Source organism: Listeria swaminathanii, assembly GCF_014229645.1.
GTDB lineage: Bacteria > Bacillota > Bacilli > Lactobacillales > Listeriaceae > Listeria > Listeria swaminathanii.
This window is the reverse complement of the sequence record NZ_JAATOD010000004.1, coordinates 114,934-135,843: the sequence shown is the minus strand read 5'-3', so window position 1 is coordinate 135,843 and position 20,910 is coordinate 114,934. Positions and strand designations below refer to the sequence as shown.

18 protein-coding genes are annotated in these 20,910 nt (G+C 39.4%); all 18 read right to left on the bottom strand.

Features of this window, described 5'->3' with window-relative positions:
- Window positions 1-972 (bottom strand): DNA-binding protein WhiA, encoded by a 972-nt coding sequence (whiA, locus tag HCX62_RS11920; protein WP_003722604.1) that lies wholly within the window; start codon window positions 970-972, stop codon window positions 1-3.
- 7 nt (window positions 973-979) lie between these two features.
- Window positions 980-1,948 carry a gluconeogenesis morphogenetic factor MgfK gene (locus tag HCX62_RS11915; RefSeq protein ID WP_185639223.1) on the bottom strand — a complete coding sequence of 323 codons (969 nt, stop codon included), beginning with the start codon at window positions 1,946-1,948 and terminating at the stop codon, window positions 980-982.
- 1 nt (window position 1,949) lies between these two features.
- Complete coding sequence (gene rapZ, locus HCX62_RS11910; RefSeq protein WP_008948718.1) at window positions 1,950-2,825, bottom strand: RNase adapter RapZ; 876 nt, start codon at window positions 2,823-2,825, stop codon at window positions 1,950-1,952.
- Window positions 2,826-2,932: 107 nt separating this feature from the next.
- Complete coding sequence (locus HCX62_RS11905) at window positions 2,933-4,663, bottom strand: phospho-sugar mutase (protein WP_185639222.1); 1,731 nt, start codon at window positions 4,661-4,663, stop codon at window positions 2,933-2,935.
- 41 nt (window positions 4,664-4,704) lie between these two features.
- Window positions 4,705-5,766 (bottom strand): aldose epimerase family protein, encoded by a 1,062-nt coding sequence (locus tag HCX62_RS11900; RefSeq protein ID WP_185639221.1) that lies wholly within the window; start codon window positions 5,764-5,766, stop codon window positions 4,705-4,707.
- 15 nt (window positions 5,767-5,781) lie between these two features.
- Entirely contained in the window at window positions 5,782-6,765 is a 984-nt protein-coding gene (gene galE / locus HCX62_RS11895) for a UDP-glucose 4-epimerase GalE (protein ID WP_185639220.1), read from the bottom strand.
- A 116-nt stretch (window positions 6,766-6,881) separates the two neighbouring features.
- Complete coding sequence (gene trxB, locus HCX62_RS11890) at window positions 6,882-7,841, bottom strand: thioredoxin-disulfide reductase (RefSeq protein WP_185503268.1); 960 nt, start codon at window positions 7,839-7,841, stop codon at window positions 6,882-6,884.
- Between the two features lie 78 nt (window positions 7,842-7,919).
- Complete coding sequence (locus HCX62_RS11885) at window positions 7,920-9,395, bottom strand: tetratricopeptide repeat protein (RefSeq protein WP_185639219.1); 1,476 nt, start codon at window positions 9,393-9,395, stop codon at window positions 7,920-7,922.
- An 84-nt stretch (window positions 9,396-9,479) separates the two neighbouring features.
- Window positions 9,480-9,977, bottom strand: a complete 498-nt coding sequence (locus HCX62_RS11880) for an acyltransferase (RefSeq protein ID WP_185639218.1) — start codon at window positions 9,975-9,977, stop codon at window positions 9,480-9,482.
- Between the two features lie 3 nt (window positions 9,978-9,980).
- Entirely contained in the window at window positions 9,981-10,634 is a 654-nt protein-coding gene (gene ppaX, locus HCX62_RS11875) for a pyrophosphatase PpaX (protein WP_185639217.1), read from the bottom strand.
- 43 nt (window positions 10,635-10,677) lie between these two features.
- Entirely contained in the window at window positions 10,678-11,511 is an 834-nt protein-coding gene (gene lgt, locus HCX62_RS11870; protein ID WP_185639216.1) for a prolipoprotein diacylglyceryl transferase, read from the bottom strand.
- Between the two features lie 88 nt (window positions 11,512-11,599).
- Window positions 11,600-12,538, bottom strand: coding sequence for an HPr(Ser) kinase/phosphatase (hprK, locus tag HCX62_RS11865; protein WP_008948726.1), 939 nt, complete (start codon window positions 12,536-12,538; stop codon window positions 11,600-11,602).
- A gap of 186 nt (window positions 12,539-12,724) precedes the next feature.
- A complete protein-coding gene (locus HCX62_RS11860; protein WP_003722616.1) occupies window positions 12,725-13,078 on the bottom strand; it encodes a phage holin family protein in 354 nt (117 codons plus the stop codon).
- 8 nt (window positions 13,079-13,086) lie between these two features.
- Window positions 13,087-13,287, bottom strand: a complete 201-nt coding sequence (locus HCX62_RS11855) for a PspC domain-containing protein (protein ID WP_008948727.1) — start codon at window positions 13,285-13,287, stop codon at window positions 13,087-13,089.
- Window positions 13,288-13,310: 23 nt separating this feature from the next.
- A complete protein-coding gene (locus HCX62_RS11850) occupies window positions 13,311-14,522 on the bottom strand; it encodes a DUF4097 family beta strand repeat-containing protein (RefSeq protein WP_185639215.1) in 1,212 nt (403 codons plus the stop codon).
- A 67-nt stretch (window positions 14,523-14,589) separates the two neighbouring features.
- Window positions 14,590-15,840 (bottom strand): DUF4097 family beta strand repeat-containing protein, encoded by a 1,251-nt coding sequence (locus HCX62_RS11845; protein ID WP_185639214.1) that lies wholly within the window; start codon window positions 15,838-15,840, stop codon window positions 14,590-14,592.
- A gap of 209 nt (window positions 15,841-16,049) precedes the next feature.
- Window positions 16,050-18,920 (bottom strand): excinuclease ABC subunit UvrA, encoded by a 2,871-nt coding sequence (gene uvrA, locus HCX62_RS11840; RefSeq protein ID WP_185639213.1) that lies wholly within the window; start codon window positions 18,918-18,920, stop codon window positions 16,050-16,052.
- A gap of 7 nt (window positions 18,921-18,927) precedes the next feature.
- Window positions 18,928-20,904, bottom strand: coding sequence for an excinuclease ABC subunit UvrB (uvrB, locus tag HCX62_RS11835; RefSeq protein WP_185503263.1), 1,977 nt, complete (start codon window positions 20,902-20,904; stop codon window positions 18,928-18,930).
- Window positions 20,905-20,910: the final 6 nt, after the last annotated feature.

The following is a 20,910-nucleotide window of genomic DNA, read 5'->3' as shown; positions in this document are numbered from 1 at the left end:
TTAACTATTACTGATTTTGAGTCCTACTTGCGCTGGTGTTTCTCCGCTTCTAAGGCGCTCTGCAATTTGATCTAGTTTCCGGAGACGATGATTAATGCCTGATTTACTTACTTGGCCAGTTGTTAGCATTTCGCCTAACTCTTTTAAGGTCACATCTTCATTAGCAATCCGAAGCGCCGCAATTTCACGCAATCGTTCTGGTAAAGCTTCCAGGCCGACAGTTGATTGGATATACTTAATGTTATCGATTTGCCTAACAGCCGCGTTAATTGTTTTGTTGAGATTCGCCGTTTCACAGTTAACTAACCTATTCACCGAATTCCGCATATCGCGCATAATCCGAACATCCTCAAAATGAAGAAGTGCGCTAGTCGCTCCAATAATGCTCAAGAATTCCGTAATTTTTTCCGCTTCTTTCAAATAGGTAATAAAACCATTTTTCCGTTCAAGCGTTCGTGCATTGAGGTCAAATTGGTTCATCAAAGCGCAAATCGCCTCGTTGTGCTCCTCGTAAACAGAAAAAATTTCTAAATGATACGAAGAAGTTTCTGGATTATTAACTGATCCACTTGCCAAAAAGGCTCCGCGCAAATAAGCACGTTTGGCACTTCTCTTCTTAACAAATCCCCTATCAATCGATTTAGTAAACGTCATCGGTGGCTCAAGAATGCGTAAATCTTCTAAAATCCCCCGTGTACCAGACTTCAATCGAACTATATAAACATTATTTTTTTTCAGCTTCATTTTGCGACGTACAAGAAGTTCAATTGGCACTTCATATAAGTCTTTCAGTAATTGATACATTCGTCTAGCTATGGCCGCATTCTCCGTTTGGACATCCATTATCACTAATTGACTCGAAAACGAGATGGCACCATTCATTCGAATAAAAGCTGCGAGCTCCACTTTTGCATCGCTATCACTTACGTCCATATGGGTTAATTCTTTCTTGGTTTCCGATGCAAATGACATGGCTTACTCACTCCTTTTCGTTATTTTGGTCAGGTAACATTGCTAAAAGCGCATCCGCCACCTTTTCAGCAGCATGGCGTACAAGACCATCCTCTGTAGAAAGAAAATCTTGATAAATTGCTTCTACGCCAAGTTCTTCCATTCCTTTGGCGTTATGCTCGACTTGCGCAACATCCTCTGGAAATAAGAGCTCTTTTGGCACCGTCGTCGTATTAATTAACGTTTTATCAATAAACGATTTACCGACATGCTCATGGATAACTTTAATATGATCGGCATCTGAGAAAAAGTCCGTCTCGCCAATTTGCGTTAAAATATTGGTAATATACACTTTCGGAGCCTTACTTGCTGTGATTTCATCAGCTAATTCCGTAAGTAACAAATTGGGTAAAATGCTCGTATATAAACTTCCCGGACCGATAACAATCAAGTCAGCTTCTCTCACTGCTTCTACTGCTGTCGGATAGGGCTTAACATTTTCCGGCTCAATATAAACACGATTAATATGCTTCCCTTGTAACGGAATAAGTGATTCCCCGCGAACAATAGAACCATCTTCCATTTCAGCATTTAAAATAAGCGGTTGATCTGTTGCCGGAATAACTTTACCGCGGATTTTAAGCACCGTAGCCAGAACATTAATCGCATCCACATAACTATCATTTAGTTGCGATAAAGCCGTTAAAATCAAATTTCCAATAACGTGCCCCGATAAATCACCATCTACCGCAAAACGATATTGGAATAAATCGACAACACGTGGATCAACATTGGATAAAGCCAGCATTACGTTACGAATATCCCCCGGCGGAAGTACATCCATTTGCTCACGGATTTTACCAGAACTCCCACCATCATCCGCTACCGTCACAATCGCCGTTAAATGGATATCTTTCTTTTTAAGGCCTTTTAAAATGACTGGAAGACCTGTTCCGCCACCGATTACGACTACTTTAGGTTTCGTTTCCTTTTTCATATTAACGACCCTTTCTACGTTTCATATCTCGGTGTGAAATCGTTGTCTCATATTTTTGTTGGATTGCCTTGCCAACGAACTCAGTCAAAGCCACAGAACGATGCTGTCCTCCTGTGCACCCAATTGCAATTACTAACTGCGTCTTCCCTTCTCGTTTGTAAAAAGGAAGAGTAAACATTAATAAATCTACTAATTTATCTAAAAAGGTCTGCGTTTCCGGCCATTTCATCACGTATTCATAAACGTCCTCATCAAGCCCTGTCAATGGACGCATTTTGTCGATATAATGCGGGTTCGGTAAAAAGCGCACATCAAATACTAAATCTGCATCAATTGGAATACCATATTTAAAACCAAACGACATCAATTGCACATTGAATACATCTTTATCTTCGGTTTGAAATTCATTATTAATTCGTTCGCGTAACTCACGTGGCGCCATATTCGACGTATTAATAACTAACTGCGAGCGCCCTTTTAAATCACTAAGCAGTTCGCGTTCCGCATTAATCCCATCAAGCACTGAACCATTTGGCTCCAGTGGATGGTGACGACGCGTTTCTTTATAGCGCGAAACAAGCACCTTATCATCTGCCTCTAAAAAGAGGATTTTTGTTGTTATAAAATTGGTATTATCTAATTCATCAAGCGCTGGTTCAATCGAATCGAAAAACTCTCGTCCGCGAAGATCCATTACGAGCGCGATTTTTTCCATTTTGTCGCTTTCTTTCATTAACTCCCAGAATTTCGGAAGTAAACTTGGCGGCAAATTATCTACACAAAAATAACCGAGATCTTCTAAAGACTGCATTGCAACTGTTTTTCCTGCCCCAGACATCCCAGTAATGATTACTAATTTTAATTGTTTAGAAGCCATATCTGCCTCATCCTTTCGCACAAATAATATCTACCTTCCATTTTAGCACACTTCTCACTAGAAAATCCCGGAAAAGTCTCTAAAGCGAGTTTCCGGGATTTTTCTTTTTAAACTTCGATATGTTGCATCAAATCAGCTTTTACTTTTTCTAATTTTGCTGTACTTTCGGCTTTACTTTCACCGCGAATGCTAAAGTAGAATTTGATTTTCGGCTCGGTGCCAGATGGACGCAAGCAGAACCATGAACCATCTTCAAAATAACATTTAATCACATCTGCTGTTGGTAAATGAATCGCTTCGGTTTTCCCTGTTGCAATCCAAGTCGTTTCACTTCTCAAATAATCTTCCGCACGTTCTACTACGAATCCGCCCATACTTGTCGGCAGTTGTTCGCGGAAGCTACTTGTAATTTCTTTGATGCGCTCAGAACCATCTTTTCCACTTAACGTAAGTGAAACGAGATCCTCATTATAATAACCAAATTCATCATAAATTTGATCTAAATCTTCTAATAAAGTTCTACCTGCTACTTTGCTAACAAGCGCCACTTCTGCAACTGCAAGAACGGCTTGAATCGCATCTTTATCACGTGTAAACGGCTTAACCATATAGCCATTACTTTCTTCATAACCAAATTCAAACGTATGCTTGCCAGTTTCTTCAAAATGCTTAATTTGTTCCGCAATAAATTTGAAACCAGTTAATACTTCAATCATTTCAGCACCGTAATGCTTCGCGATTTCTGTTCCAAGATTACTCGTTACAATCGATTTCAATACCGCCGCATTGGCTGGCAACTCATTTTGCGTTTTCTTTTGTTTCAATAAATAATGTAAAATAATCGCGCCAATTTGGTTTCCAGATAATACTTCATATTCTCCGTCAGCATTACGAACAGCTACGCCTAAACGGTCAGCATCCGGGTCGGTTCCTACTAAAATATCGCCGCCAAACTTTTTACCATATTCAATCGCTAGTAAAAAGGCTTCGCGATTTTCCGGGTTAGGCGATTTCACCGTCCCAAAATCAGGATCATTCACAAATTGCTCATCTACCTTAACGATATTCGTGAAGCCAACACTCTCAAGCGCAGGAACACCAAGAATTCCGCCAGTACCATGAAGCGGCGTGAAAACAATTTTCAACTCTTGTCCGCGTTCTTGAACAAGTTCTTTATTTACAATCACTTCTTTTAATTTTTCCAAATATGGACGGTCTACTTTTTCACTAATTACTTCAAGTAAGCCATTTTCGATTAATAGCTCTTGGTTCGCCACTTCTACAGAAAAAATATCTTCCACTGCATTTATGTATTCGATAACCGCACTCGCGCCAGTTGGAGGCATTTGCCCGCCATCTTCACCGTAAATTTTGTAGCCATTGTATTCTGGTGGATTATGGCTGGCAGTGATAACAATCCCGCCAAACGCATTTAAATGACGTACCGCAAAAGAAAGTTCCGGCGTTGGTCGAAGCGCGTCAAACACATAACTTTTCACACCATGATGCCCTAAAACTGCCGCAGATTCAAACGCAAATTCGCGTGACATATGACGAGGATCATACGCAATAACAATCCCGCGTTTCTTAGCTTCTTCACCATTTTCAGCCACAAATTGCGCCAAACCTAGCGATGCTTTACGAATCGTATAGATATTCATACGGTTCGTCCCAGCACCAAGTACGCCGCGCATCCCCGCCGTTCCAAATTCCATATTACGATAAAAGCTATCTTCCAGCTCTTTTTCATTCGCTTCCATATCCGTTAGTTGCGCTCTTAATGCGCTATCCAAGTTCTCATTAGAAACCCATTTTTGATACTCTTCTTGCCAATTCATTTCCTACACTCCTTCGTTGAAAACTACTTTATTTAAAATAATCAACTCTCCACCGTAAAACGAAAAGCTGTCCTAGATGTAAAAGTTTTTTCTGGTCGTAACACGATATCACCAAATCCGTCATGATTAATCGCATCCACCAAGCCTTGCGTCTCCATCGTTATACCAGCATATTTCGGCACAACTTTCCCATCAATCTCAAAAGTCCCAGCCAAACTATTTGCTGTATAGACTAAAACCGAGTCACAAGCAGTTTCCATTTCCAAACGGCGACCTGACTTAGGATCAAACAAAACCGCATCCGGACGACCATTTTCATGTTTTAAAATAAACGCATGATCAAGTCCAGCACCAACTAATTTCACTTGCTGGTCATCACTTTGAGTAACCTCAGCTATCTCACGCCCAGCCCGCAAATCAAAAATAGTACCCTCAACTGACCGAATTTCCCCAATCGGAAGGGACGCTTCATCTATCGGCAAAAAAGCATCACTATTAACCCAAAGTTGCTGTTGTAACACCGTAGAACCAGCTTCCCCATTTAAATTAAAATAAATATGGTTGCTCGGGTTATAAATAGTCGGCTGATCCGTTTGCGCCTCATAATCAATCAGCCACTCATTCTTATTATTAAGTGTATAAGTCATTTTTGCATCGATATTCCCCGGATAGCCATTTTCCCCGTCTGCCCAGCGATATTCAAAAGTCATCACAATCTGCTCAAGCGCCTTTTCCACAGAAACATCCCAAAGCTTCTTACTAAAGTTAAGTTTGCCACCGTGACGATGGTTAGCCCCTTCATTTTGAGTCAATTGAAACTGTTTCCCGTCCAGACTAAATTGGCCTTTACTAATGCGACCAGCAACCGGACCAAGCGTAGCGCCGAAATACGGAGAGTGCGCCAAATAATCATCTAAATTCGTAAATCCAAGACTAATATTAGCAAAATCACCAAATTTATCCTTCGTTTCAAGGGAAGTCACAATCGCGCCATAATTCAACACGCTCATGCGCATACCGTGGTCATTTATCAGTGTCCACTGCCAAACCGTTTCTCCCTCAAATTCGCCAAAATATTCCTTGATTACTTCGATGAAAATCACATTCCTTCATAGTTATTAATAGCCATTTGGATGAGATACATGCCATTTCCAAGCAGTTGCAATAATATCTTTTACATCTGTATACGTCGGCTCCCAACCAAGAATTTCACGCGCTTTATCACTAGAAGCAATTAACGTTCCCGGATCGCCCGCACGACGCGGCACAACCTCAGCTGGAATTTCTTTTCCTGTCACAACACGAGCGGCTTCAAGCATTTCTTTCACCGAAAAACCATTACTGCTACCAAGGTTGAAAACATTACTTTCTCCACCATTTTTCAAATATTCTAGCGCTCTAATATGCGCATCAATTAAATCTTCCACTTGTACATAGTCACGAATACACGTACCATCCGGAGTGTTATAATCATCCCCGTAAATCGCTAATTTTTCGCGTTGACCCAGCGCAACCTGTAAAATAATCGGTACTAAATGGGATTCTGGCTTGTGGTCCTCACCAATCGAGCCATCCGCTTTCGCACCAGCCACATTGAAATAACGTAGTGCAACAAATTTCATGCCATAAGCTTTATCGCACCATTTCATCATTTTTTCCATAATTAGCTTCGTATCGCCGTAAGTACTTTCTGGGTTTGTTGGCATATCTTCCGTAATTGGCACACGCTCTGGTTCGCCGTATGTAGCCGCACTTGAAGAAAAGACAATATGTTTCACGCCGAATTGCTCCATCACTTCTAAAACAATTTGTGTACCATAAACGTTATTATTTAAATACTCTAATGGTACTTCCATCGATTCTCCCACAAGCGAACTTGCAGCAAAATGAATCACACCATCAACCGTTTCTTTTTCGAAAACCGAACTTAAAAATGCTTTATCGCGAATATCCCCTTCATAAAATTTTGCCTCTTTATGAATAGATTCTTTATGTCCAGTTCTTAAATTATCAACAACCACAACTTCATATCCGCGAGTAATTAACTCGTCCACTGCATGAGAGCCAATATAGCCCGCTCCACCAAGTACAACAATACTCATTATTTATCTCTCCTAACGATAGTCTTTGTCTTTCATTCTACACTACTCAAGCCTATGTAGTCACGCAAAAATGGGTCCAAGATAAATAATCTTAGACCCATTTACACTTTTTACTATTATTTAGCTGCTTCTGCTTCTAATGACTCTTTTAATTCTTCCACATATTTTTGTGCATTTTGTCCAGCAAGTCCGCCGTCGCCTGTAGCTGTTACAATTTGGCGTAAGCTTTTCGCACGAACATCTCCAGCTGCAAAAATACCAGGAAGATTTGTACGCATTTCTTCGTCCGTTTTGATGTAACCTTCATCGTCTGTAATACCTAGATTTAAAAAGGCTTTCGTAAGCGGCACAAGTCCAACGTAAATGAAGACACCATCCACTGGCATAATTGATTCTGAACCATCAACTGTAGAAACAATTTTGGCACCTGTTACTTTTTTACCATCGCCAACAATTTCTTCTACCGTACTATTCCAAATGAAATCAACTTTTTCATCTTTAAAAGCACGATCTTGTAAAATTTGTTGCGCGCGTAATTTATCACGACGGTGTACAATCGTTACTTTATCTGCATAACGAGTCAAATAAGTTCCCTCTTCAACTGCAGAGTCTCCGCCACCAACCACGATTAATTCGCGATTTTTAAAGAACGCTCCGTCACACACTGCACAGTAAGAAACGCCGCGTCCGCTTAGCTCTTCTTCACCAGCTGCACCAAGTTTACGGTGTTCAGCTCCAGTTGCAATAATAATTGCGCGAGCTTTATACGTTTTTGCTCCTGCTGTTACTGTTTTAAATTCTTTTCCATCAACGACTTCTTTAATATCACCATAAGCATACTCAGCACCAAATTGTTTCGCGCCGCTAAGCATCTTATCGGATAAATCTGGTCCTAAAATGCTATCAAATCCAGGGTAATTTTCTACCTCTGCTGTATTTACCATTTGTCCGCCGGGTACGCCGCGTTCAATCATTAACGTATCTAAATCTGCACGGGAAGTATATAAAGCTGCTGTCATTCCAGCAGGTCCCGCTCCAATAATAATCACATCATAAATTTTTTCTTCACTAGCCATTCTCTTTGCCCTCCTCATTTATGTGTATACAATAGTTAGCCTAAATTAATCCTAATACGGAATAGCAAAAAGGTCTATTTATCTGCTCAGAGCTCGCTCGATATCACGCGCACATTTACCACATTCAAATTCTGCTACTAAATTAAGCTTCATTTGCGGTAAAAATAGCTTTGCAATTGCGCTCGCCACCGTTTCTATCGTATAACGACCAAGTATTAACTCTTTTCCAGCATCTGATAAAACAAGTGAAAACATCTGCTTATACAGCGCCATATTTTCTTCATTTAACAAAATGCCTTTTTCTCTTAAAATCATCATCGCTTTAGCAATCAAATAACCATTTTGCTCAATGTCTCCATCTGGAAAATAATCAAAATTAGTAAACATCAAATGCTCCATATATGACCAATTACTCATATCAAGCAATGGATGGAACAATACTAATTCCGGACGATTGCTAGAAATCGTTAGCGCATATACACCAAGCATATGAACCAAGTCATCTTCCTCTTGAAGCATATCAAGAACAAGTCGCGTATCATTCGTTAAATCCGCCTCTTGCTCAAACGGGAATCTAACATCCTCATACAAATCACATTCTAAAAACGAATGCCAAAACATTTTCGCGCCTTCCACTTCATCTAAATAATAACAAGCCTTCGCTCGGAAATAATAATATTTACTACGCTCCGTCACTTCCAAATCAGCCACTTGTTCGAGCAAATCGTCCGCTTCCTCATACTCGCCCATCATAGCATGAATCAAACCAAGCTTTTCTTTATGATGAGCCAGCACCGGTAGTACATCTCGAAGTTCCAAGTAAAGCGCATCTGCCTCTTTGCGATTCCCTTTATAAAAGTGATAAATAAACAAATCACAAATCCCTAACAGATTTCCTGGGTTTCTCGAAAGCAAATCACTTAAAACTTTAACGCCCTCTTCTTCCTTCAATTGCTCAAAATAAAGTGCCGCAAGTTGATTATAAGCAGGCCAAAAATTCGGCTTCTCATCGATGACTTTTCTTAAAATATCACAAGCCGACGCACTATCTTCTTCCGCTAAATAGCGATTAATTTCTTTTTTATAAGCATAGAATTCCTGCTCTAATTTAGAAAAACCATTTTCAAGCGTTTCACCAAAAGGGGTTTCTTCCAGTAATACTTCAATTAAATCTTTTGCTTCCTCGGTATATTCCCCTTCAGACACTGTATCAACATAGCGATTAGCATATTGCAACGCTCTTCGATAATCTTTCATATACGCAAAATTATTAGCAATAAAATAATAGCAGTATTCCATATTCCCATCACGCTGTTCCAGAATATCTCTAAGTAGTTGATTCGATTTATGGAACTGACCAATTTCTGTATAGCATATCGCCAGCTGACAAAGAATAACAGCCTCTCCCGGTTCCAGTTCAGATGCCCTTACTAAATACCTGATTGCTTCTTTAATTCTTTGATCACGAAACGCTTCCACACCTCGTTCAAAATAAAACTGACCATTTGGATAAAATGGATAGATTTTTGCGGGTGTTTTTTTGTCTTTTTCCATTTTTCCACCTCCAACATTATCCTTATCCTAATGAGTATATCATAGAATTTATTACTTTGGGCGACAAAAAAGCTACTTCGGCTTTTACTCCAAAGCAGCTTTTTCTTTTATAATTAGAGGATTCCCATAAGCAAAACTATCTGCAGGGACATCCTTGGAGACTACTGCCCCAGCAGCAATCACCGCCCCGTCTCCAATTTGGGTGCCTGGAAGAATAGTGACATTCGCGCCAACCATCACATCCCGACCAATCACAACTTCCCCAACACGATACTCCGAAAGCAAATATTCATGGGTCAAAATAGTCGTATGATAACCAATAATCGTGTTCTCACCAATCGTAATCTTCTCCGGAAAAAACAAATCCGGCATAACTTTATAGGCAATGGCAGTCTTTTCGCCAATTTCCATTCCTAGACAGGCACGGTAAATGTTACGTTTACCGCCCATCCAAGGGAAAAAACGACCAAATTCAATTACTAATGTATTCTTCACAGCTTTCCAAAAAGAAATCGTTTTATACACTTGAAAAAGGGTGTTGACTGTTTCATCGGGTGCCTTAAACCTATCCAGCCGCCTCAAAATCTATTCCTCGTCCCTAACAATTGCGAGTAAGTCACTCATTTTTTCTAACATAAAGTCTGGTTGGAACTCTGCCAAATGTTCTGGACCTTTAATCGCCCAAGCTACACCAGCAGTTAGCGTTTCCGCATTTTTCCCAGCTTCAATATCATGATAATTATCACCAATCATAATCGCTTCTTCTTTTGTCGCATTCAATAAAGAAAGCGCCATTTCAATACCTTCTGGATCTGGTTTAGCATTAGACACTTGATCTAATCCAATCACCACTTGGAAAAATTTATCCAATCCAGTCACTTTAAGTCCACGCATAATCGTATCGTACATTTTCGTTGATACAATCCCCAATTTATAATCTTCTTCATACAAAGTGCGAATCGCTTCATAAACCCCATCATACTCTAAAATCAAGTCGTCATGATGCTTCAAATTGTACTCGCGGTAAAAAGCGCGCATCTCATCAGCATGTGCTGGATTTATTTCCCGGAAAGTTTCCATTAAAGAAGGCCCAATAAACGGTAAAATATCCTCTCTTGTAAAAACGCGGTCCGGCAAGAATTCTTGTAAAGTCACTTGAAAAGTTTTAATAATCAATTCATTCGTATTTATAAGCGTACCATCTAAGTCAAACAACAATGTAGTAATTTTCCCAGTCATAATTTCTTCCTTTCTTAATCAAACTCGAAAATCTCCAACTTTTTTATTTCTTTTTAACTACTTTACCAAATTTATCTTCCATATAATACGGCGGGTTCATTTTCAAACGACGATAAATAATTAAGCCAATCGACAGAACAATTAGTAGTAAAGATAGTACTTGCGAAACTCTAAAGTCACCCCACATCAAGCTGTCCGTCCGCATTCCTTCAATAAAGAATCTTCCAAATGAATACCAAATTACATAACTAAGAAACAATTCCCCGCTGCGAATCTTTGTGCGGCGAATAATTAATAAAACAATAAATCCAAGCACATTCCATAAACTCTCATATAAGAAAGTCGGCTGATAATAAGCACCATCTATGTACATCTGGTTGATAATAAAGTCCGGCAAATGAAGACCTTCTAGAAAAGCACGAGTAGTTTCAGCCCCGTGTGCTTCTTGGTTCATAAAATTACCCCAACGTCCAATCGCCTGCGCAATAATCAAACTTGGCGCAACGACATCCGCAAGTTGCCAAAACGAAATTTTCTTAATTCGCGAGAAAATAACAGCCGTAAGAACCGCACCAATCAACGCACCATAAATCGCGATACCTCCGTGCCAAATCTTCACTATTTCTCCGAGATTATTCTTATAAAAATCCCACTCGAAAATAACATAATAAATCCGAGCGCTAATAATTGAAATTGGAATTGCCCAAATAAGCAAATCTACAATAATTTCTTTATCCATTTTGCGCTTATTTGCTTCACTTAGAGCAAGAAGTAACGCAATCACAACAGCCGAAGCAATAATAACTCCGTACCATTTTACAGAAATACTACCAATTTGAATCGCCACTGGATCAAGCGGCTGAACACCACTACTCATAATTCCCCTACTTTCAAAAAGACAACTCCGCAACCAAACAAGATTAATATAGTATCAGTTTGGCTGCGGAGATGCTTTCTCTATTTATTTAATCATTCATGCTGCTATTATGACCTATTAGATTGTTAAGGTCTTGTGTAAATTGCTCTGCCGCATTATATCCCATATTCTTCAATCGGAAATTCATTGCTGCTACTTCAATAATAACAGATAAATTTCGTCCCGGACGTACTGGAACAGTAATTTTCGGGATGTCCATGTCAAATATTTTTGTCATTTCTTGGTCTAACCCGACACGATCATAATGCTTATCAGGATCCCAGTTTTCAAGGTGCACAACGATAGTAATCTTTTTACTGGAACGAACAGCTCCTGCTCCAAACAAAGTCATTACATTAATAATTCCAAGGCCGCGAATCTCTAATAAGTGTTCAATAATCGCTGGCGAAGAACCAATTAACGTCATTTCATCCTCTTGACGAATTTCTACGTTATCATCTGCTACAAGTCTATGGCCACGTTTTACAAGTTCAAGCGCTGTTTCACTTTTACCAACACCGCTACTCCCTGTAATCAAAACACCTAGACCATATATATCCACTAGAACACCATGCATAGAAATAACTGGTGCGAGTCTGCTTTCTAAGTAATTCGTAATATAAACAGATAAACGCGTTGTTTTAAGGCGCGAACGTAATACCGGAATATCCGCTTCTTTCGCCGCAGCTACTAATTCTTTCGGGACTTCTAAATTTCTAGAAATCACAAAAGCAGGAGTTCGCTTCGTACACATTTGCTTATATCTTTTAAGACGTTCTTCTGGTTCCATACCTTCTGAAAACGATATTTCAGTCATGCCAAAAAGTTGTACACGATCTTCTGGATAATAAGAGAAAAACCCTGTAAGTTCCAGCCCCGGCCGAGATAAATCACTTGTTAAAATTGGCCGTTCAAGTCCCGTTTCCGAACAAATTAGCTCTAAATTAAGTCGTTCCTTTAAATCCTTTACCGTAACCGATTTTGTCATGCAAGTACCTCCAAATGAATTATAAAAGTCCATTACTGTTCGCTACAAAATATTATTTAGAAAGCTCCTTATCATTTTAGCACTTTCGAGAGAATCAAGCTACCTCTTTCTTTTTAAATGGCTCTACATAGCGAAACCAGCTACATTTAAAAAGCTGTTTTAAGCCTCAAAATGTAGCTGGAATGTTTAATTTTCTTTATTACCCCATAAAACGGAATTAATAATCATGTTAGCGAATGCCATAATTGCCGCCAGAATTAATGCTGTTCCGAAACCGTCAATTTGGAAAGAATCTCCTATAAAGAAGGTAGTCATTTCAAGCATAATTGCATTGACAACAAAGGTGAAAAGTCCAAGTGTGAAAATATTAATCGGTAAAGTTAAAAGGAGTAAAATAGGTCTAATTAGCATATTAAGAATTGCTAATATAAAACTCGCTAGTAGCGCTGTCGTGAACCCATCTACATGAAAACTTGTAAAGAATCCAGATAAAGCTACAAAAAGCACCGAGTTAATAATTACGCCTATAATCCAACGCATGTTTTAGTTCACTCCCATTCTGATTCAGGTGTTCTTTTTGGAATAATGATTGCGGCAATGATGTAAAGTAAAATACCAGAGCCTAAGAATAAACTAGCTACCACCCATAGTAGACGTACAAGCGTAACTTCAATATTAAAGTACTCTGCTAACCCACCACAGACACCGGCAATCATTTTCTGTGAAGAAGATTTATATAACTTTTTCATTGTTTTCCCTTCCTTTCATTTTATTAAACGTTTTTTGTTTCGAGTTCAGAAATCTTGATAATGCCATTGCCTACTTTTGCTTGAAGTGTCGCCATGCTTATTTCTTCGGCATTTTGAGTGAAAACAAAAGTTCTTTCTGCATCATCCCAAATTTTTGCATTTTTTAAGTCAAAATAGATTTTTTCTTTTTTCGTTCCAAGTGTTCCATCGACATTCCACGTTGGCGGAATTTGAATTCGAATATCGCCATTTGGTGCATCTAGGTCAGCCGCTGAAGATGTATCGTTCTCAAGAATATATTCAACATCTCCTTGTGCTGCTTTAGCAATTGTTGTAAGGAAGTTACCTTGAAGGGAAATATCACCTTTAGCTGTAGACATATCTACATTTTCGACCGTGCTACGTTTAAAGAAAATTTCTCCATCTGCTGATTCGGTGCTAAGGAATTTCCCGCTAGCTCCGGATGAACGAATATCACCGTGACGCGTTTTAATAATTGCATCTTCTGCAGCAGTATCATCATATTTCAAATTACCATTTAGTAATTGAATTTTTACTTGTTCATATAAACGTTTTGGAATTGTAATAACTAGATCCGTTTTTAACAATTCATTTTTTGATTCAAAAGTGAAGCTGTCTGGGGAAATATCTAGCATTGTTTGGCTAAAGAAGTAATCCCATAGTTTCTCTTCGCTTAATTGACGAATTGAACGCGCTTTTTCATGTACAGCTAGTACTGCGCGGAGTTTCATTTCCTCTTTGTCCCAAGAACGAATAATAACATCCCCAGTCGCTACTCTAATTGTAAATGAGCGGAAAGTCGCGCTATCAAAATTGAATTCTCGTACTGGACGAGGACGAGCTTCTTTTTTCCTTGCACCGTGGTGAATCGGCTCAGCTCTTTCTGATCTTTGTCTTCTGTGATGATGACTATTTCTCATCGCTTCTCTCACTTCCTGCCTAGCTTCATTACGCTCAGTGTGACGATTTCTTTTTTCTTCCACGCGGCGACGGTGCCGTTCGAGTACTTCCTCATTACTTGTATCAGAAGAAGGAATTACAAACAAGGCAACTATATAAGCGATAATCGCAATACCGGTTTTCATCGTAACAATCGTGATGATGATATAAATAAGTCGCAGAAGTGTGGCATCTATTCCTAGAAACTCAGCCAGTCCGCCAAACACACCGCCGACTTTCCGGTCCACTCTTGATCTTCTTAATTTTTTATCCATGCTAGCTCTTCCTTTCTTATTTCTATGTAAAATCTAGCGCGCATACACGGCGCTAGATTTTAGTTGATTATTTTACATCGCGAATTTTTACGGAACCAGTTGTTGCTTCTGCTTCGATTTTCAAGGAAGAATCAGCCGCATCAGGCAATTTAGTGAAAACAATTGATTTACTTACAGATTCTGTTTTAGATTCAAGGATTTCTGCATCTTTTAAATCTAACAATAATTTACCAAGGTTTGTATGGAAACGACCATCTACACCAATTGCCGCTGGTACGATTACTTCGATATTTCCTGCACCAGTTTTTGCTTTTAAGAAAGTGGCTTCGTTTCCAGTTAATTGATAATTGACATTACCATTTTTAGTTTGCAAATTAGTGGAGTAGTAGTTCCCTTTGGCCGCTACGTTACCATTGAATGTTTTAAGGGAAATATCACGAATTTCACCATTTTGGATACGAACGTTACCATTAATAGATTCAATTTCAGCTAAAGTGGCATTTAATGTGCCTAGGCTGATATTACCATTAGTTGTTTTAACAAATAAATCACGACCAGATAATTCATCTAGATGGAAATTACCATTCAACATTTTAACAGAAACATAATCATACTCACGACGTGGCAAGTATACAGTTAGGTTAGTAACGATTTGTTTCGATGTGGACTCAAAACGCAATGTTTCTTCATCTACACGTAAAGTTGTTTTATCAAAGAAGACTTTAAGTGCTTCATCTTCTGGATATTCTTTGAATAGTTTAATCATCGCGTGGACTTTAATATCGTTTGAATCGGATGGTTTAAATTCAATGTTCCCATTAGCAATTTCAAATTCTAAAATAGAAAGTGTTGTGTCATGGTAAACGAAATCGCGTTCAATTTTTGTTGATGTTAAGAACGGGAACGGCATATCTTTCACTTGTTTAAACGCATTGTTTAGGAAAGAACCAATTTTTTCACCCGCTTGGGATAAATCATTCACCATGTTGCGCATGGACTCTTCACGATCTTTGGAAGCTTTTTCGTTGTCTTCATCGCGTCCTTCACGATTTTCTGGATTTGGTTCAGGGCGTCTTTTGCGGTTTTTTGGAGCAGTATAAGGATTTCCTTCATTGTTCCAGCCTTTACTATAATCATACGCAGGTTCTTCTTGCTCTTCGAATTTTTCTTCTTTCGGAGCTGCAGAACGGCGAATATTTTCTTTGGCTGCTGTTTTACCTTCTTTTTTGGAAATATTTTCAAGTAGAGTAAGGGCTTCTTCTGTAGAAATAATACCTTGTTTCACTAATTCGAGAATACGTTTGCGTTCATTTTCCATTTTCATTTCCTCCTATAATTTAGGCTAAACTATTTTAGGCTTGCTTTCACATGCAAGTGATATATCTGTTTTAACTATGTCTCTATTATGAAGGAAAAAATAATTTCTGTCATACAACCAGAGGATGATTATTTGTTTGGACTTTGGGTGGTTTGGGCTTAGGCACTATAAAAAAATCCCGCTTATATTTTTAATAAGCGGGATTTTGATTATTTTTTCTTAGCTGTTGCAATGCGTTCTTCGGTTCGTTCTTTATCACGTTCTAAAATTGGTTTTAAGTATTTGCCTGTGTAGGATTTTTTAGAACGAGCGATTTTTTCTGGCGTACCGGTTGCGATAATTTGGCCACCGCCATCGCCGCCTTCTGGACCTAAATCTATCAAGTAATCGGCTTGTTTGATGACATCTAAATTATGCTCGATGACAAGCACCGTGTCGCCATTTTCTTCTACAAGTCTTTGTAAAACTTTTAGTAAACGACCAATATCATCTGCGTGAAGTCCTGTAGTTGGTTCATCAAGAATGTAGAATGATTTACCGTTACTACGTTTGTGGAGCTCTGAGGCTAATTTGACACGCTGCGCTTCCCCACCGGAAAGCGTTGTTGCGGGTTGTCCCAGTCGAATATAGCCAAGGCCTACATCTACAATTGTTTGGAGTTTACGCGCAATTCTTGGTTGGTTTGTGAAGTATTCCAGTCCTTCTTCTACTGTCATTTCTAATACTTCTGCGATATTTTTACCTTTGTAGCGAATATCTAATGTTTCGCCGTTATATCGTTTTCCATGACATACTTCACATGGAACGTATACATCTGGTAAGAAATGCATTTCGATTTTGATGATTCCGTCGCCTTTACATGCTTCACAACGACCACCTTTTACGTTGAAGCTAAAACGGCCTTTTTTATAGCCACGCACTTTTGCTTCGTTAGTGCTGGCAAAAAGATCACGGATATCGTCGAAAGCGCCTGTATAAGTTGCTGGATTGGATCTTGGCGTTCTTCCAATTGGCGATTGGTCGATGTTGATGATTTTTTCTAGATTTTCAATACCTTTTATTTCTTTATGTTCACCTGGTTTTGCGTGGTTTCTATTTAATTTTTTCGCTAACGCTTTTCGTAGTACTTCATTCACGAGTGAGCTTTTTCCGGAACCAGAGACTCCTGTCACACATGAAAAAGTAGCTAGTGGGATTTTTACGTTTACGTTTTTTAGATTGTTTGCTTTAGCTCCAATGATTTCTAACTCCAAGCCATTGCCTTTTCTACGTTTAGCAGGAACGGGAATGAATTTTTTGCCTGAAAGATAGTCACCAGTAATCGAGTTTTTATTATTAGCCACTTCTTCCGGGGTTCCAGCAGCGACAATTCGTCCACCATGCTCGCCAGCGCCCGGACCAATGTCAATAAGGTAATCCGCGGCCATCATTGTATCTTCATCGTGTTCAACGACAATGAGTGTATTTCCGATGTCGCGCATACTTTGAAGTGTGCTGATTAAACGGTCATTATCGCGCTGATGCAATCCGATAGAAGGCTCATCAAGGATATAAAGTACACCTGTCAGCCTGGAGCCGATTTGGGTAGCTAGTCGAATTCGTTGTGCTTCACCACCGGATAGCGTTCCAGCTGCTCGGCTCATTGTTAGATAGTCGAGTCCAACGTTTTTTAAGAAGCCAAGTCGCGCGCGTACTTCTTTGAATATTGGAGCTGCAATTTGTGTTTCTTTTTCAGAAAGTTCAAGGCAGTCAAAGAAAGCAAGTGCTTCATTAATAGAAAACTCACTGATTTGACCAATGTGATGGTCGTTTACTTTAACGGAAAGAGTTTCTTCTTTAAGACGGTAACCTTTACATGATGGGCATGGTAAATCCGTCATATATTGCGCCATTTGATCGCGAGTGAAATCGGAATTTGTTTCACGATAACGGCGTTCGATATTTGGTAGTATTCCTTCAAAAGGTATCCATGTTTCGCGCGTCATTCCAAAATCATTTTTATATTCAAAGTAGAATTCTTTGTCTTTTGAACCATTTAAAATGATGTCTAATTCTTCTTTAGTTAGTTTTTCAAGTGGCGTATCCATGTCGATTCCGAATTCTTTGCAGGCGGAAGCTAACATTTGCGGATAATATTGCGAGCTGATTGGGCGCCAAGGAATAATTGCGCCTTCGTTTAGTGATAGGCTTCTGTCTGGAATAACGGTGTCTACGTCTACTTCTAGTTTTGTTCCAAGTCCATCACATGTTGGGCAAGCGCCAAACGGGCTATTGAAAGAGAACATTCTTGGTTCTAATTCGCCAACGGAAAAGCCGCAATATGGACAAGCATAATGCTCACTAAATAGTAATTCTTTATCTCCCATTATATCAACAACTGCATAACCATCTGCTAAGCGAAGTGCCGCTTCAATAGAATCATATAGACGCGTATTGATGCCTTCTTTAATCACAATACGGTCAATAATGATTTCGATGGAATGCTTTTTGTTTTTCTCGATTTCGATTTCGTCGTTGATGTCGTAAATTTCGCCGTCAACGCGAATTCGTACGTAACCTTCTTTTTTGATTTCTTCGATGGTTTTCTTATGCGTACCTTTTTTACCAGAAACGATTGGTGCCATTATTTGAATGCGAGTTTTTTCTGGGTATTCTAGGACACGATCTACCATCTGCTCAATTGTTTGCGAAGTGATTTCGATGCCGTGATTAGGACAAACCGGGTGCCCCACTCGAGCATAAAGCAAGCGTAAATAGTCGTGGATTTCCGTAACGGTACCCACTGTAGAACGTGGATTACGACTTGTTGTTTTTTGGTCAATGGAAATAGCCGGGCTTAATCCTTCAATTAAGTCTACATCTGGTTTATCCATTTGTCCTAAAAATTGGCGTGCATATGCGGATAAAGACTCGACGTAACGTCTTTGTCCCTCTGCATAAATTGTATCGAAAGCCAGCGAAGATTTACCTGAACCTGAAAGGCCAGTCATAACTACTAACTTATCTCTAGGAATCTCTACATCAATGTTTTTTAAGTTATGGGCTCTTGCACCCTGAATTACTATTTTCTCTTTATCCAATTTCGCTTCATCCTTCCGCTTTTATTTCCAGTAAAGCATCACGAAGTTCAGCAGCACGTTCGAAATCAAGTGCTTTAGCTGCTTCTTTCATTTCATGTTCCATACCTTCAATGAATACATCGCGTTCTTTCTTAGACATCTTACTTAAATCATGTTGCTTCACTGCTTCTCTTTCATCTGCGGCAGAAGTTGCTGCGATGATACCACGAATTTCTTTTTTGATTGTTTTTGGTGTAATTCCATGTTTTTCATTATATTCGATTTGGATTTTACGACGACGTTCTGTTTCGCCAATGGAATTGCGCATGGAGTCAGTCATTTTATCTGCGTACATGATTACTCGACCATTTTCATTACGCGCAGCACGTCCCATTGTTTGAATGAGCGACCGTTCGGAACGTAGGAAACCTTCTTTATCTGCATCTAAAATTGCTACCAATGAAACTTCCGGTAAATCGATTCCCTCACGCAGCAAGTTAATTCCGACGATAACGTCATACACGCCAAGTCGTAAATCGCGAATAATTTCAATTCGTTCTAATGTTTTTACTTCTGAGTGTAGATATTGGACCTTGACGCCAGCTTCTTTGAGATAGTTGGTTAAATCCTCGGACATTTTTTTCGTTAACGTTGTAATTAAGACGCGTTCATTTTTCTCGACACGGTCGTTAATTTCATCCATTAAGTCATCGATTTGTCCTTGAATTGGGCGAATTTCTACAATCGGATCTAGCAAGCCAGTTGGTCGAATGATTTGTTCGATGACATCTGGGTTTTTTTCTAGTTCGTATGGGCCTGGTGTGGCGGATATGAACATGATTTGGTTGATATGTTTCTCAAATTCTTCTAGTCGAAGTGGTCGGTTATCTAAAGCACTTGGCAATCTAAAACCGTGATCGACAAGCATTTGTTTTCTGGCTTGGTCTCCGTTGAACATTCCGCGAATTTGCGGCATCGTAACGTGTGACTCATCTATGACCATTTGGAAATCATCTGGGAAATAGTCCAGTAAAGTATACGGCGTAACTCCAGCTGGGCGAAGAGATAGATGTCTGGAATAGTTTTCAATACCCGAGCAATAGCCCATTTCTTCCATCATTTCTAAATCATAATTCGTCCGTTGTTCCAGTCGTTGCGCTTCGAGTAATTTATTGTCCGCACGCAATACTTTGAGACGGTCTTCTAGTTCTGCTTTTATATTAACGACTGCTTTTTTCATAATATCTGGTCTGGTAACAAAGTGAGACGCTGGGAAAATGGAGACGTGTTCTCTTTCTCCGATAATTTCGCCAGTTAGCGCATCTACTTCTCTAATACGTTCAATTTCATCGCCGAAAAATTCAATCCGCATACAATGTTCATCTCTTGATGCTGGGAAAATTTCGACCACGTCACCGCGAACTCGGAAGCGGCCGCGTTGGAAATCTATATCATTTCGATCATATTGGATATCTACTAATTTGCGCAGTAATTCATCACGACTAATCTCCATACCGACACGAAGCGAAACGAGCATTTCTCCGTATTCAATTGGCGAACCTAAGCCATAAATACACGACACACTGGCGATAATAATGACATCGCGACGTTCAAAAAGAGAGGCCGTAGCCGAGTGACGAAGCTTGTCGATTTCATCATTGATACTGGCGTCTTTCTCGATGTACGTATCACTTTGTGGAACATAGGCTTCTGGTTGATAATAGTCATAATAACTGACAAAATATTCTACAGCATTATTCGGAAAAAACTCTTTAAATTCGCTATACAGCTGACCTGCTAGCGTCTTATTATGAGCCATTACAAGTGTTGGCTTATTTACTTCTTGAATCACGTTGGATACGGTAAAAGTTTTCCCTGTACCGGTTGCACCAAGTAAAGTTTGGTGTTTCAAGCCTTTTCTTAATCCCGCAACTAATTGTTCTATTGCTCTAGGTTGGTCTCCTTGTGGGCTATACTTAGAAACTAACTCAAATTTATCCTTCAACTCGGA